The sequence below is a fragment of the Sorangium sp. KYC3313 genome, assembly GCF_052075895.1.
Taxonomy (GTDB): domain Bacteria; phylum Myxococcota_A; class Polyangia; order Polyangiales; family Polyangiaceae; genus Sorangium; species Sorangium cellulosum_B.
The window spans coordinates 11534278-11557771 of the sequence record NZ_CP197255.1 but is presented as its reverse complement, the minus strand read 5'-3'; the positions used below and the strand labels follow the sequence as shown (position 1 = coordinate 11557771).

General features: G+C 69.4%; 18 protein-coding genes. 7 read left to right on the top strand and 11 right to left on the bottom strand.

The window, feature by feature from the left end:
* The first annotated feature begins 13 nt into the window (after positions 1-13).
* Both ACSRUE_RS44045 and ACSRUE_RS44040 read left to right on the top strand, forming a co-directional pair.
* The gene (locus ACSRUE_RS44045; protein WP_441293192.1) at positions 14-871 is read left to right on the top strand and encodes a TatD family hydrolase; all 858 of its coding nucleotides are present in this window, start codon (positions 14-16) and stop codon (positions 869-871) included.
* Positions 872-883: 12 nt separating this feature from the next.
* Positions 884-2257, top strand: a complete 1374-nt coding sequence (locus ACSRUE_RS44040) for an alkaline phosphatase family protein (RefSeq protein WP_441288804.1) — start codon at positions 884-886, stop codon at positions 2255-2257.
* Positions 2258-2316: 59 nt separating this feature from the next.
* Here ACSRUE_RS44040 and ACSRUE_RS44035 read toward each other — a convergent pair whose 3' ends face one another.
* The 4 genes from ACSRUE_RS44035 to ACSRUE_RS44020 all read right to left on the bottom strand — a co-directional run bounded on the left by ACSRUE_RS44035 (position 2317) and on the right by ACSRUE_RS44020 (position 7765).
* Positions 2317-3699, bottom strand: a complete 1383-nt coding sequence (locus ACSRUE_RS44035) for a hypothetical protein (RefSeq protein WP_441288803.1) — start codon at positions 3697-3699, stop codon at positions 2317-2319.
* A gap of 369 nt (positions 3700-4068) precedes the next feature.
* Complete coding sequence (locus tag ACSRUE_RS44030; RefSeq protein WP_441288802.1) at positions 4069-4950, bottom strand: UbiA family prenyltransferase; 882 nt, start codon at positions 4948-4950, stop codon at positions 4069-4071.
* Positions 4947-6500: a metabolite traffic protein EboE gene (eboE, locus tag ACSRUE_RS44025; RefSeq protein ID WP_441288801.1), complete on the bottom strand. Its 1554-nt coding sequence runs from the start codon at positions 6498-6500 to the stop codon at positions 4947-4949. Before eboE ends, ACSRUE_RS44030 begins: the two co-directional genes overlap by 4 nt.
* Complete coding sequence (locus ACSRUE_RS44020) at positions 6497-7765, bottom strand: 3-dehydroquinate synthase (protein ID WP_441288800.1); 1269 nt, start codon at positions 7763-7765, stop codon at positions 6497-6499. The genes eboE and ACSRUE_RS44020 overlap by 4 nt, the downstream gene beginning before the upstream one ends.
* Before the next feature lie 265 nt (positions 7766-8030).
* Between ACSRUE_RS44020 and ACSRUE_RS44015 the strand changes: the two genes are divergently transcribed.
* The 4 genes from ACSRUE_RS44015 to ACSRUE_RS44000 all read left to right on the top strand — a co-directional run bounded on the left by ACSRUE_RS44015 (position 8031) and on the right by ACSRUE_RS44000 (position 13924).
* Positions 8031-8642, top strand: a complete 612-nt coding sequence (locus ACSRUE_RS44015; protein ID WP_437761469.1) for a polysaccharide biosynthesis/export family protein — start codon at positions 8031-8033, stop codon at positions 8640-8642.
* A gap of 2 nt (positions 8643-8644) precedes the next feature.
* The gene (locus ACSRUE_RS44010) at positions 8645-10126 is read left to right on the top strand and encodes an oligosaccharide flippase family protein (RefSeq protein WP_437761468.1); all 1482 of its coding nucleotides are present in this window, start codon (positions 8645-8647) and stop codon (positions 10124-10126) included.
* A 305-nt stretch (positions 10127-10431) separates the two neighbouring features.
* Complete coding sequence (locus tag ACSRUE_RS44005) at positions 10432-11766, top strand: nucleotide sugar dehydrogenase (RefSeq protein ID WP_441288799.1); 1335 nt, start codon at positions 10432-10434, stop codon at positions 11764-11766.
* A 463-nt stretch (positions 11767-12229) separates the two neighbouring features.
* Positions 12230-13924, top strand: a complete 1695-nt coding sequence (locus tag ACSRUE_RS44000) for a SpoIIE family protein phosphatase (RefSeq protein WP_437943876.1) — start codon at positions 12230-12232, stop codon at positions 13922-13924.
* Positions 13925-13963: 39 nt separating this feature from the next.
* Here the strand turns inward: ACSRUE_RS44000 and ACSRUE_RS43995 are convergent, their stop codons facing one another.
* The 5 genes from ACSRUE_RS43995 to ACSRUE_RS43975 form a co-directional block, all read right to left on the bottom strand.
* Positions 13964-15367, bottom strand: coding sequence for a hypothetical protein (locus ACSRUE_RS43995; RefSeq protein ID WP_441288798.1), 1404 nt, complete (start codon positions 15365-15367; stop codon positions 13964-13966).
* An 88-nt stretch (positions 15368-15455) separates the two neighbouring features.
* A complete protein-coding gene (locus tag ACSRUE_RS43990) occupies positions 15456-17315 on the bottom strand; it encodes a hypothetical protein (RefSeq protein WP_437761463.1) in 1860 nt (619 codons plus the stop codon).
* Positions 17308-18864 (bottom strand): GumC family protein, encoded by a 1557-nt coding sequence (locus tag ACSRUE_RS43985; RefSeq protein WP_441288797.1) that lies wholly within the window; start codon positions 18862-18864, stop codon positions 17308-17310. The genes ACSRUE_RS43990 and ACSRUE_RS43985 overlap by 8 nt, the downstream gene beginning before the upstream one ends.
* A gap of 331 nt (positions 18865-19195) precedes the next feature.
* The gene (locus ACSRUE_RS43980; protein ID WP_012233514.1) at positions 19196-19495 is read right to left on the bottom strand and encodes an STAS domain-containing protein; all 300 of its coding nucleotides are present in this window, start codon (positions 19493-19495) and stop codon (positions 19196-19198) included.
* Positions 19492-20052 (bottom strand): ATP-binding protein, encoded by a 561-nt coding sequence (locus tag ACSRUE_RS43975; protein WP_441288796.1) that lies wholly within the window; start codon positions 20050-20052, stop codon positions 19492-19494. Before ACSRUE_RS43975 ends, ACSRUE_RS43980 begins: the two co-directional genes overlap by 4 nt.
* A gap of 146 nt (positions 20053-20198) precedes the next feature.
* Between ACSRUE_RS43975 and ACSRUE_RS43970 the strand changes: the two genes are divergently transcribed.
* A complete protein-coding gene (locus ACSRUE_RS43970; RefSeq protein ID WP_441288795.1) occupies positions 20199-20876 on the top strand; it encodes a sugar transferase in 678 nt (225 codons plus the stop codon).
* 74 nt (positions 20877-20950) lie between these two features.
* Here ACSRUE_RS43970 and ACSRUE_RS43965 read toward each other — a convergent pair whose 3' ends face one another.
* Together ACSRUE_RS43965 and ACSRUE_RS43960 are read right to left on the bottom strand one after the other, a co-directional pair.
* Complete coding sequence (locus ACSRUE_RS43965) at positions 20951-22327, bottom strand: O-antigen ligase family protein (protein WP_441288794.1); 1377 nt, start codon at positions 22325-22327, stop codon at positions 20951-20953.
* A gap of 116 nt (positions 22328-22443) precedes the next feature.
* On the bottom strand, positions 22444-23409 hold the full coding sequence (locus tag ACSRUE_RS43960) for a hypothetical protein (RefSeq protein ID WP_441288793.1): 966 nt from the start codon (positions 23407-23409) through the stop codon (positions 22444-22446).
* Positions 23410-23494: the final 85 nt, after the last annotated feature.

Sequence of the window (23494 nt, the reverse complement as noted above, 5' to 3'; positions counted from 1 at the left end):
TCCCCACATCCACATGACATCGCGGACGACGGACGACTACCAGGCGATGGCCGCGGCCGGCATCGTGGCCGTCCTCGAGCCGGCGTTCTGGCTCGGTCAACCGAGGACGCACGTCGGCTCGTTCGAGGACTACTTCACGTCCCTGCTCGGCTGGGAGCGCTTTCGGGCCAGCCAGTTCGGCATCCGTCACCTGTGTACTCTGGCGCTCAATCCGAAGGAGGCCAATAACCCTCGCGTGGCGCAAGGTGTCATCGATCTCCTGCCGCGTTACCTCGACAAGGAGGGCGTGGTCGCTGTCGGCGAGATCGGGTTTGACGACATGACGCCCGACGAAGAGAAGTACTTCGCCCTGCAGGTCGAGCTCGCGAGGGAGCACGAGCTTCCCATCCTCGTACACACGCCGCACCGTGACAAGAAGCGGGGAACCGAGCGGACGCTCGCCGCGGTGCGAGAGCTTCGGTTCCCCGAGGAGCGCGTGCTCATCGATCACAATAACGAGGAGACGCTGCCGCTCGTGCTCGCGTCGGGCTGCTGGGCGGGTCACTCCATCTACCCGAACACCAAGATGGACGAAGACCGGATGGTCGCGCTGGTCAAGAAATACGGTGCGGAGCGGATGCTGATCAACAGCGCCGCGGACTGGGGCGTGAGCGATCCCCTGAAAGTGCCGAAGACGGCGGCCCGGATGCGTGAGAATGGGATCGCGGACGAGGTGATCGAGCGGATCGTCTGGAAGAACCCCCTCGCCTTCTTCTCCCAGAGCGGCCGGCTGGATCTCGCAGAGTTCGGCGAAGCGCCTGCGGTGGATCAGCGCGCCCTGTTCGAGGGGAACTCGGTCCTGCGCGGGCAGGCCCCCGTCGTGAAGGGCTGATCGAACCAACGTATGCACCGCACCGTCGTCCTCAATGTCGTCGGGCTCACCGGCGAGCTTCTCGGCGATTCCACGCCGAACCTGAAGCGGCTCGCACGGGAGGGCGTGATGCGTCCTCTTCAGGCCGTCCTGCCGGCGGTCACGTGCACGGTCCAGTCGACGTTCACCACAGGCCTCCTCCCGAGCGGGCACGGCTGTGTCGCGAACGGCTGGTACTTCCGCGACATCGCCGAGGTGAACCTGTGGCGTCAGGCGAACCAGCTCGTGGCAGGTGAGAAGATCTGGGAAGCCGCGCGTCGGCGCGATCCGACGTTCACCTGCGCGAAGCTGTTCTGGTGGTACAATATGTACAGCTCGGCAGACTATGCCGTAACGCCGAGGCCGATCTACTGGGCGGACGGGCTCAAGCTGCCGGATATTTACACCGAGCCGGCGTCGTTGCGAGATGAGCTCGTCTGCCGGTTGGGTGAGTTCCCGCTCTTCAATTTCTGGGGTCCGAATGCGGATATCCGGTCGACGGAGTGGATTGCGCGGTGTGCGCGCCATGTGTATGACACGCGACGGCCAACGTTGACGTTGGTTTACCTTCCGCACCTCGACTACAACCTGCAGCGGCTCGGCCCGGGCGATCCAGCCGTCGAGAAGGATCTCAGAGCGGTAGATGCCGTTTGCGGGGAGCTCATCGAGCACGTGCGCAAGGACGGAGCGCGGGTGCTGGTGCTCTCCGAGTATGGCATCACGCCTGTGACGGGCGCTGTGCACATCAACCGGGCGCTGCGGGAGCAAGGGCTCATTCGCGTGCGCGTCGAGCGTGGCCTGGAGAAGCTGGATCCGGGAGCCTCCGAGGCGTTCGCGGTGGCCGACCACCAGATTGCGCACGTCTATGTTCGACGCCCGGAGAGGATCGACGAGGTGAAGAGCCTGCTCGTGAAGCTGCCTGGCGTGGACTTCGTCCTCGACGGCGAGGGCAAGCGCGCCGCCGGGCTGGATCACCCGAGGTCAGGTGAGCTCGTCGCCGTCTCCAAGAAGGACCGATGGTTCACGTACTATTATTGGACGGATGACAGCAAGGCCCCCGAGTTCGCGAGGACGGTCGATATCCACAGGAAGCCAGGCTATGACCCCGTGGAGCTCTTCGTCGATGCGGGCCTGCGTCTCCCGCCGGCCCACGTCGCGTGGAGGCTACTCAAGAAGAAGCTCGGTTTCCGCTATCTGATGGATGTCATCTCGTTGGACGCTTCGCTCGTGAAGGGCTCTCACGGTCGCGTGACCGAGAGCGCCAGAGAGGGGCCGCTCGTGGCGTCGACCGATGCGTCCCTGCTGCCGAACAGGAGCGTTCATGCTGCGGACATCAAGGAGATCGTCCTGAGTCACATCTTTGACTGAACGCTCACGAGCTGCCTCGGTGCGGCCTGCCGGTCGGCTCGTGCGGCATCGCGAGGCGCTCACTTGCCGAGCCTCGCGATGAAGAGAGCGTTGTCTACTATGGGTTGCGGGCCGGTTCCAAAATCGATGGTCGTGCTCTGGTCGGTGGTGTTGACCCCTCGTCCTGCGATAACGGTTCCGCCTCCGGGGTGTGTTTTGGCGGCCCCTGCAGGTCCCGCGCCGAAAGGCTCGAGAGGGAACCACCTTTTCCAGACCGTTCTTCCCTCGGGGTCGAGCTTGATGACTATGGGCGATGGCATCTCTTCCACATACAGTATCTCGCCGTCGTCGATTCTCACTTCATACGCCACAGTGCCGAGCACGATGACATTGTTGTTCGCGTCGGTGCTGATGCTCGCCGTCGTGATGTCCCCTCTGAAGCCGCGACTCCATATGTGGTTTCCGGTGATGTTGAACTGCGCCGTAAACGCCATTTGGCTCCACTCTGGCAGAGCGCCGCCCCCGAAATCGGTGGGATGTTCGTAGGCGCCTGTCACAGAGATGTTGCCGAGCGTGTCGATGCTCAGCGCGGTCGGCTCAGCATTGGCGAAGCCGCGGGCCCAGGCGGGGCTTCCGTCCCTGTTCAAATTGACGAGGAACATTCCCTCGTTGATCGCCGGTGAGAGAGAGCCGAACTCGATCCTCTGAGCGAAATTCCCGGTGATGATGATGTTGCTGCTCGAGTGAACGGCGAGCCCGGTCAAGGTGTCGTCCCCTTGACTCTTGAATCGCTGGACCCATCCGCCGTCCGCCGCGCTGCTGGACCCGGTCTCTCCGTCGAGCCTCGCCACGTAGATGTCATACGCCTCCGCGGGATAGGTGGTGAACTGGTCATCGTCGAACTGGAGGGTGCCAGCGAAGTTTCCAGCGAGGATGACGTCGCCGTCGGGCATGATCTCGACCTTTGGATGACCTGCCACGAAGCCGGAATCGCCCGCCGATGATCCGCCGATGCCCTTGCTCCACAGGTGGTTCCCGTCGCTGTCGAACTTCGCGACGAAGATGCCCGGGCCCACGTTTTCGTCTCCGAGGTTCAAGCTGCCGGTGTTGATCCCTGTGACGATGACGTCGCCCGCGCTGTCGACGCCCACAGATGTCGCTTCCTGGGCCAGCGGAGCGCCGATCTGGCGGCTCCAGCGATGATTTCCGGCGCTATCGAAGGAGACGATGAAAGCGTCGACGCCAGAGTCGTCGTCGTCGGAGCCGACCAGCGGCTCGGGTCCGAACTGTATCGAGCGCGCGAACGAGCCAGCCGCGATGATATTTTCTTCGCTGTCGAAGGCTATCGAGTGGATGTTTGCAGCGCCGCTAGGTGTATCGAACGTTTTTGCCCACAGCGCACAGTCGAACCCATCACAGTTCTCGTCCTCGGTGGAGGCGCAGCTCTCCTGTTGGGGCACCACCTCGCCCTGGCAGGCGCTCCAGACCTCGCCTCGGCTGTCGCAGGTCCGGGTTCCGGGGCGGCAGAGCCCAACCTTCGCGGTGCTAGGCGGGCCACTATAGCATTGCTCGGATGTGTCAGGGGGGCACGCATTTGATCCGCCATTCCCGCCAGAGCTCTGGCTTCCTGAAGTGGAAGCGTCCTCGAAGTCGCCAAGCCCGAGGAGGAGCCCGCACCCGGACCCGACGAGGACGAACGCCAGAAAGCCGGCCTGTTTCATTCGGGGGCGATATGTGGACATGTGCGGGTGTCTCCTGTGACTCACGTGTTCTCCCGAAACTCGGGCTGATGCTCGATCGGAAGGTAGGGCGTGGCTCTTCTTACCTCTCCCTCACGTCCCCCTCACCACCCGCTGCATCGCCAGCGTCAGCGGAAATCCCAGCATGGCGAGCGCCGCCGCGCCGCCGGCGCCCGGCGCGCCGCTCCTCGCGATGAGCACCGCGTCCAGCAGCGATATCCCTGCGATGAGCGTCACCACGGCGCGCGGGATCCGGTCCTTCCGCGCCCCCCGCAGCAACCTCACCGCGTGGATCACGCAGCCAGCGAGCGCCCCGTAGGCGATCGTCCCCATCATCCCCGTGAGCGGCGCGCCGAGCGTCGCCAGGAACGGGACCGCCATGAAGCCGAGCGCCCACAGGCTGCGTACCGCCAGCAGGTTCTCCTGCTTCGCGATCGCGGTCAGCCCGATCAAATAGAACAGCAGCGCCACCCCCCCGGCGATCACCGCGCTCCCGAGCTGCCCCCCCGCCGCGAACGCCGCCGTCACATAGACCAGCACGCGGCACGCCCCCATCAGCGCCGGGCTCAGCGGGTTCCCCTTGTGCCAGGCATCGTAAAGCACGATCGCCCCGGCGAGCAGCGCGCTCGCCAGGGCGGGCGCCATCCCCCGGTTCGCCACATAGGCGTGGCCGCCCACGAGCAACACCGCGGCCCCGAGCAGGCCGTAGCCGACCGCAAACACCTCGCGGGCGCTCACCAGTCCGGATGGGATCGGCCGCTCGGGCCGCTCGCGCGCGTCGATCTCCCGGTCGAACGCGTCGTTCAGGAACATGCCGCCCACGTACATCAGCGACACCGCGAACCCCACCAGCGCCACCTCGGGCGCCCGCGGCGCAGACCCCGACAGGGCCATGCCACAGAGCACGTTCGTCCACACCGTGGGCAGGTTCGAGACGCGGCCGAGCCGCAGGTATACCCGTGCGCGCGAGCTCATCGCCCTGCCCCCGTCCGGCTGTCCGCTCGGCCGCCGGAGCTCGCGCCGATTTCGCTGTCGGCTTGCCCGGCGGAGCTCGCCCCGACCTCGCGGCCAGCCCCGACCTCGCGGCCAGCCCCGACCTCGCGGCCACCGCGGACCTCGCGGCCACCCCCGACTCCACGGCTCGCGCCGAGGCGTCTGCCCTCGCCGTCGCCTCTGCCCTCGCCGGCGCCCACGCTTCCGTCACCCACCATCCGCTCCTCCACCCAGCGGAGCTCCCTTGCCACCGCCTCGACCAGCCCGCCTCGGCGCTGGTCGTCCGGCAGTACATCCCAGGTGTATGTTTCCACTTCGAGGTGCTGCGTCGCTGGCGAGTCTCGCAGGTGCGACAGCAGCGCCGCCAGCTCCGGCTGCGTCGTTGCGAGCGCGCCCTCAAGCTCCCGGAAGATCGGCACATGGAAGTGGACTCGCCACTCCTCCGGCTGCGCCCCGGGCGGCGCTGCGGTCCCGCCGTCGAGCGCCGCCAGCGCCTCGGGGAGATCCAGGTAGCGGACGAGCTCGCCCCCGCCCGGGCCCCCGCGCCGCTCGACCACCTGGTGCAGGTAGACGACGTCCTCCGCATACGCGCGCAGCCTCGCCATCGTCGCCGGCTCGCGCTCCGCCACGCGGGCGCGCAGCCCGGCGCTGAGCTGCACCTTGTGCACGCCGATGCCCGCCGCGCGGAGCGCCGCGAGCGACGCGGGGGCGTCCTCGAACTCCACCGCCATGTGGCACGCGTCGAAGCAGAGACCGAGGTGGCTCCGGAGCGCCTCCTCGGCGCCGGGCAGGCTCATCCCGGCCAGCGCCGACAGCTCGCGCGCGCGCTCCGGCGCGAACACGTGATCGGCGAAGAAGCCGATCGCCTCGGGCGTCGTCTCGAGGAAGCAGCACGGCTCCGGCTCGAGGGCCAGCGCGATGTGCTTGCCCGTGCGGCGGCGGATCTCCACGAGGTGCGCCGCGTGCTCGACCAGCCGCCGCGCCATCGCCGCCGCGTCGCCCGGCGTGCGCACCCGCGGTCTGAACGCGCCGGGCAACGTGCTGACGCTTCCCATCAGGCCCTCGTCCGCCGGCAGCAGCTCGGCGAGGAGCGTCGCCAGGAGATCGCTGTACGCGAGCCGCTCGTCGTCGAGCCAGTCGGGCAGGTACACGCGTTCCTTCACCGGCGCGCCGTGGAACCGGCCGTAAGGGAAGCCGTTCAGCGTGAACACGTAGAGGCCGTTCCGCTCGAGAAAATCGCGGAACGCGTCGAGCTCCGCCGGCTCGGCGAGCTCCGCCGCCGCCCTCGCCGAGAGCCGCAGCCCCACCCCGCACCGGCGGCGCGCGCTCGGTCCCAGGCCCTCCGCCCCGCTGCCGCCTCCGGCGCTTCCGCCGCCTCCTCCGCGCAGCGCCCCTTCCTCCCCGCCGGCCGCGCGCGACCAGATCGCGAGCAGGTGCGTCTCGAGGCTCTGCTTCACCTCCGACCACGTCTCGCCAGCGTGGATGTTCGTGCAGTACGTGAGGTGCGGCGCGCCCGCGCACGCGAGCCTCATGATTGCGCCGCTCCCGTGGCCGCGCTCGCCGCTCCCGTGGCCGCGCCCGTCGCGCCGGTCACCGCGAGCGCGCCCCGCCGCCCGGCGCGCTCGCGCAGCCGCGCGATCGCCGCGACGATGTGCCGCTCCTCCATCGCGTGCACCTCGCGAGCGCGCCCCACGTCCTCGAGCAACGTCACCGTGAGCTCCCCGCCGAGGTGCTCGCGGAACTCCTCCAGCCCATCGAGCACGCAGAGCCGCTCGCCCCGCTCGCCCCGCTCGCCCCGCTCGCACGTGCGCGTCAGCGCGAGCGCCTCGTCCCACAGCGTGAAGCCGAGCGCCTCGAGCGCCGCCACCACCGCGGTCGCCGTCGCCTGGCTGCACAGGCCGGCCAGCTCGGCGTACAGCGTGTCGATCGCGATCCCGATCGCGACCGCCTCGCCATGGCGGAGCCTGTGCTTCGTGAGCGACTCCAGCTTGTGCGCAGCCCAGTGCCCGAAGTCGAGCGGCCGCGCGCTCCCGAGCTCGAACGGGTCGCCCGCGCTCGCGATGTGCTGGAGGTGGATCTCCGCCGAGCGGCGCACGAGCTGCGCGAGCGGCGCGAGCGACCCCGACGCGAGCGCGGGCGCGTGCTCGGACAGCCACGAGAACAGCCGCGCGTCCCGGATCAGCGCGACCTTCACCGCCTCCGCCATCCCCGCCACCTTGTCGCGCAAGGGCAGCGTCTCCAGGAAGCGCGGATCGATGAGCACCGCGAACGGCGGAGCGAACGTGCCGAGCAGGTTCTTCTTCCCGAACGCGTTGACGCCGTTCTTCACGCCGACCCCGGAATCGGCCTGCGCGAGCACCGTGGTCGGGATCCGCACGACCCGGACGCCTCGGTGCACCGTCGCCGCCGCGTAGCCGACCATGTCGAGCACCGCGCCGCCTCCGACGATCATCACGAACGACTGCCGATCCATCCCCAGCGCGTCGAGCCTCGCCTGCAGCGCCGCCGTCGCCGCGCCGTCGTTCTTCGCCGCCTCGCCGCCGGGCACCACGATCGGCTCGGCCGCGAGCGTGAGCAGGTCCGGCCGCGCGCCCACGTACCGCGCGATGTCGTCCGCCAGAGACGGCCACGCCGCCGCGACGCCGCCGTCGATCACCGGCAGCACGCGGTGACGCCGGCGCGGCTCCTTCGCGGCGATGGCGGCCGCCAGGTCGGCGTTGCTCGGCGAGAAGACGCCCTCCGTGAAGTAGACGGGGTACTCGAAGGGGACCGCGATCCGTTGCAGATGAAGCAGCATCAAAGCCGACTTTCGAGAGAGGTCATCGGCCCGTCAAGTTGGTTCCTCTCGAGGATCCCGCGTCTTGCCGCGGTACGAAAACTTCCCCTTGGCGGCGGACGGCCTTCCTGCAATGCTGGCGCCGCTCGGTGAATCGCGCCGCCGTACGGCCGAGTTCACCTCGTTACCCCGTGATCGCCGCGTGATCGCAACCCCGTACCGCCTGACATCCTCCTCAATGCAGACGCCCATGGAAGGCACAGCCCGTCCCACGAAACGGTCCTTCATGCGAGGAGTGCTTCTGACGGCAGCGGCAGGGCTCGCCCTCGCCGCGTTCTCCGCCGGGTGCGCGCCCACGTACGTCTACAATCCCGCGAACTACGCGAAGGAGTACGACCCGCGTAAGCACGAATACACGATCGGGGTAGGGGACCAGATCCGGATCAACGTCTGGCGCATGGCCGACCTGTCGAGCGAGGCGCTCGTCCGGGCCGATGGCGTCATCACGATGCCGCTCATCGGCGACGTCTACGTGGCCGGCAGGACGCCGACCCAGGTGCGCGAGGAGCTGAAGAAGCGGCTCGCCGAGTTCGTGAAGGACGAGACGGCCGTGATCACCGTCGCCGTGACCGGGATCAACAGCTACCGGTTCGTGGTCAGCGGCAACGTCGCGCGCGCCGGCATCTTCGCCTCCAACTACTTCGTCTCCGTCTCCGAGGCGCTCGCGCTCGCCGGCGGTCCCAACCAGTTCGCCTCGACGGATCAGATCCTGCTCATCCGCATGGATAGCCCGGGCAAATTCCGGCACATCCCCATCAACTACGACGACATCGCCTCGCGCAAGCGGCCCGAGCAGGACCTCGTGCTCAAGGCTGGCGATACCGTCTTCGTGCCCTGATCGTGGCCGGCTCCTCCGCGCTTGCCCGAAAGGCCGTCCTCGGCGCGGTCTGGACGATCGCGACCGGGCTCGGCTCGCGCGTGCTCGGCCTGATAGGCACCCTCGTGCTCACCCGGTTCATCGCGCCGGATGTGTACGGCGAGGTCTCGGCAGCGTCCGTCGTGATCATGACGGCGCACTTCATGTCGAGCCTCGGGACCGGCCAGTTCATCGCGTCGAGGCCCAACCTCGACCGCCAGATGGTCTTCAACGCGACCGTCTATTTCCACGTGGCGGGCCTCGTCGCGATCGCCGTCGTGTACCTCCTCCGGGAGCCGATCGCGGTGCACCTCGTCGGCGCGCCCGGGATGCTCGAGTTCATGCCGGGGCTCATTCTCGCGATGTTCATCGATCGGATCTGGTACGTCCCCGATCGCCTGCTCATCCGCGAGATGCGCTTCCGCAGCGTCAGCCTCCGGAACGCCGCCGGCGAGCTCACCTACACCGCGGCGTCCGTCTCCCTCGCCGTGCTCGGCTGGGGGGGAAACGCCATCGTGGTGGCGACGCTCCTGCGCGCCGTCGTGCGCGTGGTGACCACGGTCCCGGCGGTGAAGCTCGCCGAGTGGCTGACGCCGAGCCCGCTGTCGCGCGAGAAGGCGCGCGAGCTGTTCGCCTTCGGCATCCCGCTCAACTTCGGGTCGCTGGCGAACTTCGGGGCTTCCAAGTGGGACAACCTCGTCATGATCCGCCTGTTCGGGGAGCAAGTCGGCGGGCTCTACAACCTCGCGTGGAACCTCGCCGACATCCCGGCCTCCCAGGTCGGCGAGCGCATCGGCGACGTGCTCGTCCCGTCGTTCGCGAAGCTCGAGCCGGAGCAGCGCAAGGCGGCGCTCGTCCGCGCGCTCACGCTGCTCGCGCTCATCATCTTCCCGCTCGCCGTGGGCCTCGGCGCGGTCGCCCCGACCATCCTGAACGACACGTTCTTCAACGAGGCATGGGAGCCGGCCGGCCCGCTCCTCGCCGTGCTGTCCGCGCTCGGCGTCACGCGCCCGATCGGCTGGGTCCTGTCCTCGTACATGCAGGTCTACGGCCGGACGCGGACGATCATGGTCCTGGAGTGGCTCAAGGTGGCCGCGATCGTCGGCGGCATCGCGCTGCTCGGAACGATCGGCGGCGTCCTCTGGGCCTGCGCCGGCGTCGGCGTCGCGTTCGGGGTGCACGCCCTGGCGAGCCTCTGGGTGGTCAAGCGCGCCGACGGCGTCCCGTACATGCGGCTCCTGCGCCCGCTGGTCCGCCCGCTCCTCGCGTGTGTGCCCATGGTCGCCGCGGTGCTCGCCGTTCGCTACGGAATGCGGTCGCTCCACGACCTGCCCCGCGGGGGCCGCCTTGGCGCCGAGGTGGTGGTCGGCGGGCTCGCCTTCGTCGCTTCCGCGCTGCTCATCGCGCGGCAGGCATCACGGGACTTCCTCCAGCTCGCACGCGAAGCGGTCCGCCGCCGTCGTTAAGGCGTTTCCTGAATGTCACCGACCCGGGGTGACGAGCGAAGCGCGCGCAGCGAGCGTGATGAGTGCGGTGAGCGTAACGAGCGTGGCCAGCGTAACGAGCGTGGCCAGCGTAACGAGCGTGGCCAGCGTAACGAGCGTAACCAGCGTGCGGCCCGCAACGAGGAGCATTTTTCCCCTCCGGACGTTGGGGCCCCACGCGACACTCGAGCGAAATTGGGGGGCCTGTGGTAGCGTCGGGCCCCTCTCTTCGAAACTGGGTCGGGATCCGCATGGCGGCTCCCCTCCACCACTGGAGATAAAAGGACATGGCAGAGACGCATCCCCCTGCGGTCGAGAGCTTCCTGGCCAAGATCAACTCCCGCGAAGCCCAGGTGGGCATCATCGGCATGGGTTATGTCGGCCTGCCGCTGGCGCTCACGTTCATCGAGAAGGGCTTCCGCGTGCTGGGCTTCGACGTGGACCCGGCGAAGGTCACCGCGCTCAGCGAGGGGAAGGGCTACATCAAGCACCTCGATCCCGCGCGCATCGCGGCGGCAGCCAAGACGGGCCGACTGGAGGCGACGGCGGACTTCTCCCGGCTCGGCGAGCCTGACGCCATCCTGATCTGCGTCCCGACCCCGCTGACGGCCCAGCGGGAGCCCGACATGAGCTACGTCGTCGGCTCCGCCCAGAAGATCAAGGAGCGGCTGCGGAAGGGGCAGCTCATCGTCCTCGAGTCCACCACGTATCCCGGCACGACCGATGAGCTCGTCAAGGGCATCCTCGAGCAATCAGGCCTGCGCATGGGGCAGGACTTCTACCTCGCCTTCTCGCCCGAGCGCGAGGACCCGGGCAACCGCGATCACAGCACCGCGACCATCCCGAAGGTCGTCGGCGGCGTCGATCGCGCGTCGCTGGTCCTCGCGCAGGCGCTCTACTCGCAGGCGATCGCGCGCGTCGTGGCCGTCTCCTCGGCGCGCGCGGCCGAGGCGGCGAAGCTGACCGAGAACATCTTCCGGGCCATCAACATCGCCCTCGTGAACGAGCTCAAGGTCGTCTACGACGCCATGGGCATCGACGTCTGGGAGGTGCTCGACGCCGCGTCGACCAAGCCGTTCGGCTTCATGCGGTTCAACCCCGGCCCGGGCTGGGGCGGCCACTGCATCCCGCTCGACCCGTTCTACCTCGCGTGGAAGGCGCGCGAGTACGGCGTGTCCACCAAGTTCATCGAGCTCGCCGGCGAGGTGAACGTCGAGATGCCGCACTACGTCGTCAACAAGCTCCAGCTCGCGCTGAACGAGCGCGGCAAGGCGCTGAAGGGCACGAAGGTCCTGCTCCTCGGCGTCGCCTACAAGAAGGACATCGACGACCCGCGCGAGAGCCCCGCGTTCGAGATCATCGAGCTCCTGCGCAAGCTCGGGGCCGTGCTGAGCTTCCACGACCCGCACGTGCCCAAGCTGCCGCGCATGCGCACCTGGCCGCATCTGCCGGAGCTCTCGTCCGTCCCCCTCAACGAGGACACGCTCAAGAGCCACGACGCGGTCATGGTCGTCACCGACCACTCCGTGGTCGACTACGATCTGGTGCTGAACCACGCCGCCCTGATCGTCGACGCCCGCGGCGTCTACCGCGCGGCGAACCCCAAGGTGATCAAGGCCTGACGGGGGGCGAGGGCGTCCGGAGCGGCGCGGGCAGGCGTCGCACGCCAGCGCGGCGGTCCTGGTGACCAGGCCTCCAGCGGCGGCGTCGTTGCCGCGTCGCCGCTGGCCCCGTGGCGTGTCGCTCAATACCCACGCTGTGGGCGGCGCGCCGCGGGCATCGCCGTGGCGCCCACGCCACGGCGCGGGCGCCACGGCGGAGCTCCCGGGTGACTCGACCGCGAGGGGCTCCGCGTGTCCTCGCGACCTCGTAGCCGCGTCACCTTGTATCCGCGTATCCTCGTCACCACATATCCTCGTGACCCCGTAACGCCGTAACCCGGTGACCCGGTAACCCAGTAACCGATGCAGCTCTTGCCGAGCTCGCGAAATCGCGAGCATCCCCTTGATGTCAGGGCGCCGGTTCGGTACCCATCAAAGACGGTCCATGTCCACGCCGCCGCCCGTGGTCGGGCCAGGTCGAACGATGTCGCCTGCAGATGACAGCCTGGGCCCTGCGCCGTCGAGCTCGGATTGGAAGGGCTACCTGGAGATCCGGCTCGGCGATCTCCCGGGGACGCGACGGCCGCTGACGGAGTCCCACATCGTCATCGGCAGGGCGCCGGGCGTGCAGCTCACGCTCGACCACTACACGGTCTCACGGCGCCACGCGGAGCTCTTCTGCGATCCGTTCGGCCGGTGGTGGATCCGCGACCTCGGCAGCACCAACGGAACGCTCGTCAACGACGAGCGGATCAACGAGAAGGTGCTGAAGCCGGGCGATCGCATCGGGATCGGCGACTACATCCTCGAGTTCCAGCTCACGGCGCGGGCCCCTCGCGTGCCGATCGACCCGGGCGGCCTCCATTTCGAGGAGGACAAACCGACCGCGATCCGCAAGCTCGGCGAGCTCGACCCGCCGCGGATCGCGGCGAAGCACCTGTTCACCCTGATGGACCTGTCGCGGCGGCTCCTCAGCATCGAGGACGCGACGGATCGGTTCGACGCGCTCTGCCAGCTGATGGTCCGCGAGGACTTCCACGGCAGCATGGCGCTCGCGCTGCGGCTCCGGCAGAACGGCGCGCTGACGATCCTGTCCGGGCCGCACCGCCCGTTCCAGTCGCTCCGGCGCGAGGACTCCGTCGCCCCGCCGTACATCTCGCGCCGCGTGCTCGCGGCGGTGCAGGACACGCGCGAGCCGGTGCTGGCCGGCAACCTGGTGAGCGACAGCGCCACGGTCGAGCTCACGATGTCGCGCGACGTCATGGCCCTCTGGGTCGTGGCCTGTCCGCTGCGCGTCGAGGAGCAGATGATGAACCTGCTCTACGTGACCCTGCCGCCCGACTTCGGCAGCGTCGAGTGGCTCGGGCTCATCGCGCTCGCGGCGGAGGTCTATCAGCAGGCCGAGTCGGCCTGGGAGGCGCGGCGCCACGCGCAGGCGCACGCGGCGATCGAGCGCGAGCTCGAGATGGCGCACCAGATCCAGCGGACCTTCGTCCCGAAGCGGCTGGAGTTCAAGGCGCTGGACGTGGCGCTCGGCTTCGAGCCGTGCCGGTGGGTCGGGGGCGACTACGTGGACATCGTCCCGATGCCGGACGGCCGCCTCATGCTCGCCGTGGCGGACGTCTGCGGCAAGGGGCTCCAGGCCGCGCTCATCGGCTCGAGCGTCCACACGATGGTGCGCGCGACGGTTGACGCCGGCCGCGGGATCACGGGCATGATGGACCGGCTGAACGCCTACCTCTGCGAGTACCTGCCGGAGCACTCGTTCGTCACGATGGTGGCCGTCGCCCTCGACCCCGCGACGGGCCGCATGGAGTGCGTCAACGCAGGGCACCCGCCGGCGCTGGTGGCGACCGCGGAGGGCGGCCTGCGGCACCTCCAGGCGGCCGTCAACCCGGCGCTCGGGGTCGGCCCGGTGCCGATGGAGGCGCACCAGAGCGTGCTCGCGCCGGGCGAGGTGCTCGCGATGTACACCGACGGGCTCACCGAGCTGCGCAACTCGTCGAAGCAGATGCTCGGCCTGCACGCGCTCGGCACGGGCTTCGCCAAGCTCTGCGCCACCAGCGCTGGCCGCCCGGTCGCGTCGATCGCCGACAAGCTCACGCTCATGCTCGAGGAGTTCCGCGGCGACCAGCTGCCCGAGGACGACAGGGCCTTCCTCCTCGCGCGGCGCACCTGAGCGCGCCGCCGTCGGCCGCCCGGCGGAGCCCCTGAGCGCTCAGCGAGCGGCGTCGCCGGCGCCAGCCGACGCCTCGCCCTCCAGCGGCTCGCTCGGCGCCGGCTCCCGGCGCTGCGTGCCGGAAGGGCCTGCCGAGCCGAAGGGCTGGGTCATCAAGATGCGCGAGCCGGGCGCCACCTGCCGCGGGAACGCGCCCGACACGGACAGGAGGAGCGTGTTCCGGACGACGCGCGTGTCGGGGAGCTCCGCCGTCCTCGCCTCGGTGCGCTGGTTCGCGTGCTGGTACCGGAGCGCGAGCGCGAAATCGGGGATGACGATGACGGGGCTCCAGAGCAGCCCGACGTCGGTGAGCACCGCGAGCGTGGTCGGCCCCGTGTCGAGATCACCCTCCGCGTTCGTCTCGAGAGGTTGCGAGAGCTGCCCGCTGGCCGAGCCCTCGACCGACAGGTGCCAGGCGGGGCGGATGGGCACGGCGGCGCGGAGCGTCAGCATGTGGGAGAGCTGGATCTGCTGCAGGAAGACGTTCGGCGTGGCCGCGTAGGTGTACGCGAGCTCGGCCGCGTCGCCCCGCTCGTGCAAGTAGCGCAGCGCCGCGAGCCCGCTCGGGCGCGCGAGCGACCCGGCGCCGCCGGCCAGGTCCGTCGCGACGACCCCGCCGAGGTCGAGCTGGCTCGAGAAGCGACGCCCGAGGTCGTGCTGCCAGCTCGCCACGAGCGTGCTGAGGAGCTGGTCGCGCGACGTAGTCGTGTCCTCGGTCGTGGGATCGGTGTCAGTGACCGGAACGTTGTCGAAATGGGTGTAGCCGACCGAGAGCGCGAGGGCCGCGACGTCGTGACGGAAGCTCCGGTTCGCGTTCAGCGTGTTCGTCACGCTGTACGTGCGCTGCGGGCGATCCAGGAGCGGGTTGTAGACGGCGAACGTCGCCGCCTGCCCGAGCGACCAGACCGGCGAGGGCTGGAACGAGAACCCCTCGTTGAACGACCCCTGCACGAAGTTCGTCGTCCCGCCCGCGTTGCCCTGGAGCGTCGTGGTCCCCGGCGTCTGCTCGAGCTGGAACGTGTTGAGCTGGCCTTGCGATCCGGACGCCCCGAGCGTCAGCGAGGTCCGCGGCGACGTGACGAAGCGGCCGGACCACGCGGCCACGTTCGAGTACGAGCTCGCCTCCGCGTGCCGGAAGAAGAGGCTCGTCGAGAACGTGTAGGACAGCGTCTGCGCGGTCCGCGGCGTCGTGTAGGTGAAGATCAGGCCGGGGCTCGCGGTCGCGAGGCCGTCGGCGTCGGGACCGGGCCCGGCCGGGGGCTCGGCCGCGGAGGTCACGTTGTCGGTGACGCCGATCGACCCGGTGAAGACGCCGTGGAGAGTTGCGTCCTGCGCCCGGGCGTCGTGGTGGGTGAGGATCGCGCAGCCGAAGACCGCGACCGCAATGCCTCGTCCGGAGCGCATGAGGGCTGCAAGGTAACAATGGAGCCGGCGCTCGGCTACGCCTCCCCGACCTTTCGGCGCAAGGAGGCGAGCGCCGCGCGCCGGCCGTTCAGGCGTCGAGAAGGACGACACCGAGGATGGGCGCCGGTCGGAGCTGCTCGATGGCCTGGCGGATCGCCTTGCGGGTCGACTTCTTGACCAGCGAGGTCAGGACCACGCCGTCCACCGAGTCGCCGATGACGTTCAGGTCCATGCTGCCGAGCACCGGCGGCGTGTCGATGATGATGTACGAGTAGCCCGCGCGCTTGAGGCTCTCGATCGCGGTCGAGAACGCCACCCCGTCGAAGATCGGCGGCCGCTCCGTGCGCGGATCGACGGCCAGGATGTGGACGGGCGTCTGGAGGGCGAGCCTCGCGTCGGGCGACCTGCCGCCCATCGGCGCGGCGTTCCTGTCCGACGACGACTCGCCGCCGTCGTCGCCGGGCGTCACGGCGGGCGCCGCCTGATCGACGACGACCCAGGGCGCGAACCGTTCGTTGACGTGGCGCTGGAGCTGCTCCGTGAAGCAGCTCGGGGGCTCGAACCGCAGCGCCTTCGCGATGCCGGGCTTGCGGATGTTCGCCTCGACGAGGAGGATCTTCCCGCGGACGGTCTCGCGGAGCGCGAGGGCGAGGTTGATGGCGCACGACGTCTTGCCCTCGCCGGGTCCCGCGCTCGTCACGGCGATGGTGATCCCCGCGCCCGTCGGCAGCTTGCGCCGGAGCGTCCGGTAGGCGTCGGCCTGGGGCGAGTAGGGCGCGCGGAGCATCACGATGTTCGGATCCACGGCGTCCGGCATCGGCACGGGGCGCACGGTGATCTCGCCCGGGCCGCGCAGCGACTCCTCCGGGAGCAACCCGGGGCTCTCCGGCGTGGTGGGCAGGGAGCGCAGCTGCTCGATGTGCAGCGACGGCGGCTCCTCGAACGTCGGATCCAGCGACTGCAGCTTCGCGTCCACGGCCTGGTGCGCCGGGGTCGACACCACGCGGTTGAAGATCAGGGAGGGCGGCGAGCTGAACGTGCTGGTGAGCGAGCGCTCGATCGGCCTCTCGGGCGGCTGATGCGGCTGCGGCTGCTGATGCGGCTGCGGCACCTCGCGCACCGTCACCTCGCGCGTCGCGGGCGGCACCACGCGATCGAAGACGAGCGAAGGAGGCGAGGAGAACGCGCCGCTGAACGATCGCTCGATGGACGGCGCTCCCCCGGGGGGCGCCGCCGCGTCCCGGACCCCCACGTCGCGCGATGGCGAGGCGATGACCCGCTCGATCGGCACCGGCAGCGCCGGCGAGCTGCCCGGCCTCCCGCCGCTCGACGCGAGCCCAGGACTGCTCAGCGTCGCGCTCAGATCGACGACACGCGCGATCGCGGGGGATGAGCCTTGCCGCTCGGCGCCGTGCGGCAGCGCCGGCGTGGGCATGCCCAGCACCGTCGCGGTACCCGGATGCGCGCGGTGCTCGCCGTGGTTCGCCGCGGGACCCCCGAGGAAGAGCGCCGTCGCTGGCGGCGGCCCCCTGAGCGGCTGCTGCGCGCCGGGGTGAGCGCCCGGCGCCTGCGCGGCGCCGAAGCGCAGCCCCATCGCCTGCGGGTGCTGCGGCCCCGGAGGGGGCAGATCTTGCCGGATGGTCGGCGAGTCGAACGCGGCGCTCGCGTCGTCCTGGCTGGAGCTCGGGCGCTCCGCCGAGACCACGTCCTCCGCGTCGTTCGCGAGGCGCAGGACGCGGGCGATCATCTCCTCGCGCACGTCCGGATCCGGCGCGATCGAGCGCCAGTTGCCGACCACGTTGCGGAGCCGGCGCGCCTCGATGACGAGGGCGCGGACCCGCGCGGTCTGCTCCGCGCGACTCAGGAAATCGCAGACCTGATCGAGCGCCCGCTCGAGGGAAGCGACCGGCGGGGGCTTTCCCGGCTCAGCTCCGCCTGTCTCAGCCACGGCGCCCTCGGGGCGCGCGCGCGGCGGGCGGTACGACGACGAGCACCGGAGCGAGCGCCATTCGATCGATATCTTCCATGTCGTAAACCCGATCGTCGAACACGATGCCACGCGCCGCGGCGGCCGCGATGCCGGCCGCAACGGACAAGAACAGCCCGCCGATGGCGATGATCAACCGCGACGGGCTCGACGGCGCGCTCGGCCGGTACGCCGGGTCGAGCACCTCGATCTGCGCCGAGTAGCCGCCCTGCTCCGAGCTCGCGGCGATCTCCGCGCGGAACGACTTGCCCTCGAGGTCGGAGAGGCGCTGCTGCGCGCGCGCCTTCTCGCGGCTGAGCCGCGACCAGTCGGTCTCGGTGTTGATGATCTGCTTCGCCGCCTCGCTCGCGTCGGCCGCGTTGCCCTTCTTCGCGCCCCTGCGCGCCGCGATCTCCCGCTCGAGAGCGGCGAGCTGGGACTTGATCTTCGCCTTCTCGGCCTCGTCGGTCGCGGGGACCTCCACCACCGGCTCCGGCGGCAGGATGAGCGCCTGCTCGGCGCGCCGCAGCGCCGCCTCGGCGTTGGTCACGCGGGCCACCGCCGCCCGGACGTCGGGGTGCTGCTCGGTGAAGCGGGACTGCTTGTCGGCCAGATCCCGCCGCGCGGTGGCGAGCTCTTGCTCGGCCTGATCCCGCTGCCGGGTGAGCGCGGGGGAGGGCACCCCGGCGGCGCTCGCCGCCGGCTGCTCCGGCTTGCCGGTGAGCCGGCTGCGCAGGCGGGGCACCTGCCGCTCGAGCGCCTCGAGGGTCGGGTCGGTCCCGGTGGCGCGCCGCTCCCGCTCCCGGATGGCGGCGCCGCCCTGCGCGCCGCCGGGCGAGTTCTGCTCGGCGGCGAACTCGGGGTGCTCGGCGAGGAACGCCGCGAGCTCGGTCTCGGCCTTCTCGACGTCCTGCTCGGCGCGCTTCAGCTCGGCGTCGAGGAACTCGTTCGTCAGCTTCGCCTGTGACCTGCGCATGCGGGTCGTCTCCTCGACGAGGATGTCCGCGAGCCGCTGCGTCACCTCCTGCGCCTGCTCGCGCGTCTCCCCTTCGGCCGAGATCGCGAAGGTGTCCTGCGAGCGGGCCTTGAAGGTGATCTTGGCGCGGAGCCGATCGACCGCGTCGACCATGCCCCGCTTCTCGAGGACGTCGGGGAAGAGGTTGAACTCCGTCACGACCTTCTCGAGGTTGGAGCGCGCGAGCAGCGTCTCCTTGAGCCGCGCGGAGAGGGTGCGGAGCGGGTCGGGCCCGTCGGGCCCGAGGTACGTCGCCTTGACGCCCTCGCGGTAGAAGATCACGGTCTCGGAGCGGTACGCGGGCTTCCTCGACTGCACGACGAGCACCGTGAACCCGAGCCCCGCGATCGCCACCAGCACCGCCACGTACCAGTGCGCCAGCGTCCGGTTGATCATCGCGCTGACGCTGGGCGGCTGCGGACCTGCAGGCCGCGCCGCTGCGTCGGCGGGGATCGCCCCGAGCGCCTCCTGGGGCGGGGTAGGCCCGGAGAGCTGCTGGTTCATCTTCTTGTCCATGGTCCCCGCTCCTCGAAGGTTGCCTTGCTCCGCCCGGTCCGGAGGACGCGCACCCCGGTCTGGCAGGCTGGCTGCCTATGGTAGACGTGCGCCGCGCGAGCGCCAGCTTGTTGCGCTCGGCTGTCCCCGCCGCGCGCAACCCCACGCCTAACACGCCCCCAGCACGCGCAGCACGCGGAACCAGCGCCGCGGCGACCGGAGGCACCGTCCGGGCGACTCCAGCCGCTCAGCGCCGTCCGCGCGATACTTGCCGCGCGGCGCTGCCACCGCAGCCGTTGTCGACGGGTGGGCCGAGGGGCCCGGGTGGCGGCGCGCGCGCCGCCACCGGGCGTCACGTGGGGAACACCCGATCGAGGCGCAGCAGGCGGAAGATCGCGCGCGGCTGATCCCTCAGCCCGACGATGCGCACCTGGCCGCCGTTGGCCCGTACCCGCTTGAACAGCGAGACGATGACGCCGACGCCCGAGCTGTCGATCAGCCGGAGGGACGAGAGCTCGAGCGTGATGTTCTGCCGGTTCTCGGCCACCAGCTCGTCCACCAATGTCCTGAACTCCGGTGCGGTCACTGCGTCGAGGGTCCCCTCGAACTGCACGACCGTCTCACTGCCGTTATCGGTCCGCGTATAACTCATTGGATTTTGATTCCCCCTGCGGCGCGGGTCGCGCCCGAACGGGAGACGCTCCGCATTCGAAAACTGCTCGTCCGATGCCCTGTCGCCCCGGCGAAATCGGCGTCGGAATGCTCTTGTTCGCTGCTGCCTTCACCCCCGTCACCGGCAATACACGAGCTGCCCTCCCTCCGTTTCACGAGACGGAGGACATTCGGACTGCCGGGACAGTAATCGACCTCATCCATGAACGACTTGATGATGAAGAGCCCCATCCCGGACTCGGGGAGGTCGTCGATGGGAGGGTTGTCGATGGCCGCGGGATCGAAGCTGCAGCCCGTGTCCATCAAACGGATGATAATGCCGTCCGCGTCGGATTCGATCTCGATGTCGACGTCGCCCGGCGGGCCAGCGCGGTATCCGTGAATCGCGATGTTGTTGAACGCCTCGCCGAACGCCGAGACGGTCTGGTCCTCGAAATCCTCCTGGGTGAGGCCGGGCGACCCGCCTTCGACCCTCCCAGGCGTGGCCATCTTGCATGCGGCCGCCACCACGCGGAGGGCGAGGTGGCGATAGGTCAACGAACCTGGTACGCGGAGTCGGATCACGCCCAAACCTCCATCCGAGCTTGTACCCTACCACGTTCTCGACTATGGGAGCCACAAGGTAAACAGTGACACCTGGCGTTCGTGTAGCGAAACGTGCGATCGACATCGCGGGCTCGCTCGTGGGTCTCACGCTGACCCTCCCGCTCTACCCCCTCATCGGCGCGGCCATCTACCTCGAGTCGCCCGGGCCGATCTTCTACATGCAGCGCCGTGCCGGGATGCTCATCGGCACGGAAGTGCGGGACGGCGTGGCCTACCCGCGGTTCGTCGAATTCCACATGCGCAAGTTTCGTTCCATGCGCGTGGATGCCGAGAAGATGACGGGGCCCGTGCTCGCCCAGCAGGACGACCCGCGCATCACCCGGGTCGGCCGCTTCCTGCGCAAGACGCGCCTCGATGAGATCCCGCAGTTCTGGAGCGTGCTCATGGGCGACATGAGCATCGTGGGGCCGCGCCCCGAGCGCCCCGAGCTGCTCGTCAACCTCGCGCTCGCCATTCCCTTCTTCGAGGAGCGGATGCGCGACATCAAGCCGGGCATCACGGGGCTCGCGCAGGTGTCGCTCGGGTATACCGGACGCGCCCCGGCGGAGAGCGAGGTCGCCGCGTTCGAGGCGACGCTGACGAACCCGTTCGGCCTCGAGGAGGCGGAGGGGGCCGAGGCCGACGACATGCGGATGAAGCTGCTCTTCGATCTCGCGTACGCCGCGTCGCTCGAGAAGCTCACGACATTCCTGCAGATGGAGCTCTCGATCATCGTGAAGACGCCGCTCGTGATGGTCCTCGGCCTCGGGCGCTGAGCGGGCGCCGCGCCCCCGGACCCCGGCGCCATGGCGCTCTCTCCGCTGAGCCGGGGGCGCTTCCCGCGGCGCCGCTAGGCCCTCTTGCTGAGCACGACGATCACGAGCACCAGGGCGAGATCGGCCAGGATGAGCCGGTAGATGTCGCGCTTGTCGAGCCGGATCGAGAAGCTCGGATCGACGCTCCTGATGGCGGAGTACAGCGCCCCCGCCAGGCCGAAGTAGATCCAGAGCACGTAGTGGTAGGTGAACGAGAGGAAGAAGATCCCGACCATCATCCCGCAGAACCCGGCCATGATCGCCATGGACCAGGCGCGGATCGCCGCGAACTGGGCGCCGTGCTCGTACCGCTTGAGCGCGACCAGCGAGATCTTGAGCGTGAGGTAGATCATCGCCGTCCACGCGAACATCCCGAGCGGACCGAGCTCCGAGAGCGCGAGGAGGTACGCGTTGTGCGCGGTGAGCCAGTGGTGCTCCGTGAACTGGCGGAAGCCCGCGCCCATCAGCGGGAACATCCGGTAGATGTTCAGGCCCTCGCCCAGGATCTCCGTGCGCTCGTTCGCCGACTCATCCGCCTCGCCGCCGCCGCGGCCGCCGAGCATCATGAGCGGCGCCGCGCAGATCGCGCCGAAGATCGCGCCGCGGATGCCGTACTTCTTGACGAAGTAGACGCCCAGCACCGTCGCGAAGACGAGCTGGCCGCCCCGGGACTGCGTGAGGATGATCGCGGTCGCGATGAGGAGGAGCGAGCCGAAGACCAGGAGCGCGCGCGTGAAGGAGCGCTTCTGCTCGAACATCGCGAAGCTGAACGGCAGCACGATGCCCGCCGTGAGGGCGAGCTCGTTCGGATCCTGGAGCACGCCGCGCCAGCGCACGCGGCCGTTGATCGTCGACGTCTTGAAGAGGCCGACGCGCTCGCACAGGTACTCGACCTCGGGATCGGCGCCCGGCCCCTCGCGGCAGTCCACGCGGAGCTCGCAGGACCGGCCGTCGGGGATGCCCGCCTCGCCGCGCGAGCCTCCGATGGTCTGCGTCATCGCCAGGCACTGAAACGAGGAGAACCCCTGGTGGATCGCGACGCCCGCCACGAAGAGGCCCATGATGAGCACCGTGGCGGCGAGCTTCTGGAACCCTTTGAAGCCGTCGGGGCTGTGCCCGATCAGGAAGAAGAGGACGAACGTCACGCTGATCGAGACGAAGCCCTCGGAGAACTCGGCAGGGTTCCGGAAGCCCAGCGTGAGCACGCACCAGGAGTAGACGACGATGGCCCACCGGAGCTGCGGGGTCGCCTTCAGCCTGACCTTGCCCATGGCGAGGTCGAGGCCCATGCCCATGAAGGCGAGGCCGAGCCAGAGGTAGAGGAACGGCAGGCTCTCGAAGCGCTCGTCCCACTCCTGAGGCCTGCCGTAGATGAAGACGATGAGAAGGATGACCCCGGGGAGCGCGAGCATGTCGAGGGTCCTCGGCGGAGACGCCGTTCGGGTGGTAGGGGACGTTCCGGAGGATCGCGGCTCGCGTCAAGCGACTTGCGCTCGCTCCCTCCGGCGTGGTTTCTGGGTCATCGAGGCTACGTGCTGAGGCCCACGCGGCGTACGGCCTGGTTCAGGAACGGGACGAACTCATCCGCGGCCCTCGCGTTGCCCGCGCTCGAGGGGTGGTGGTCGGTGTTCCCCTCCGAGCCGTGCAGGGAGAAGTTGGACTCGCCCTTGTTCGTGAGCACGTCGTAGTAGTCGAAGACGACGACGTTCTTCTCCGGATAGCCGCTGAGCCAGCCGTCGGGCGACTTGACCCAGTTGTTGAACGAGCGGGCGAGATCCGCCTGCCGCTGCGCGATCTCGGCGTCGGAGGGCTTCCCGAGGAGCCGCTTCGCGGTCCACTTCCAGGCGGGCTCCTTCGAGCGTTTGAGGATGTTGGCGGGGGCGGTGATGTAGACGAACAGCGTGTCCTTCCGCTTCGCGAGGTCGGGCAGGATGGACGCCAGCGTGGCCTTCGCGTTCCAGACGGTGAGCTCCGGGCCGGCCGGGTTGCCGGGGGCGGAGCCCTCGCCGACGAAGCGGTTGTTGGGATAACAGGACTTGAAGACGACGATCCGGTTCACCACGCCGTCCGGGTGCATCTGGTCGTTCAGCGCGACCCGGAGCACCTTGTCCATCTTGTCGCGGAACTTGGGCGCCCAGTCGAAGAGGTCGGTGTTCTCGCCGATCTCGCTGCCGTAGGAGGCCTCGTGGACGCGGTAGCCCTGCTCCGTGAGCTTCTTCTTGAGCCCGCCTCCGTTCGGGTGCGCCTCGTAGACGCACGACGCCTTCTCCTTCTCGGCGCCCGTCTCCGTGAGGAGCTGGCCGCCGCACGAGTGGTGGATGAACAGGAGATCCAGCGGGGTATCGGGCCGGGTGCTCGCGAAGCCGGACAGATCGAGCGAGCCGGCCTTCGCGACGGGGCCGGTCGCGGCCGGCGCCGTGCCCTCGATGGGGATGAACAGGGCGCCCAGCGCGACGAGGAATGCACCGGCAGAGACGAGTCGCTTCTTGCTCATGGCATCTCCGTACAGGATGTGGGCAAGGAGAATGGATTATTGCAGCGCGCCGCGCCGAGGACAAGCGGGCGCGGAGGGCGCCGGC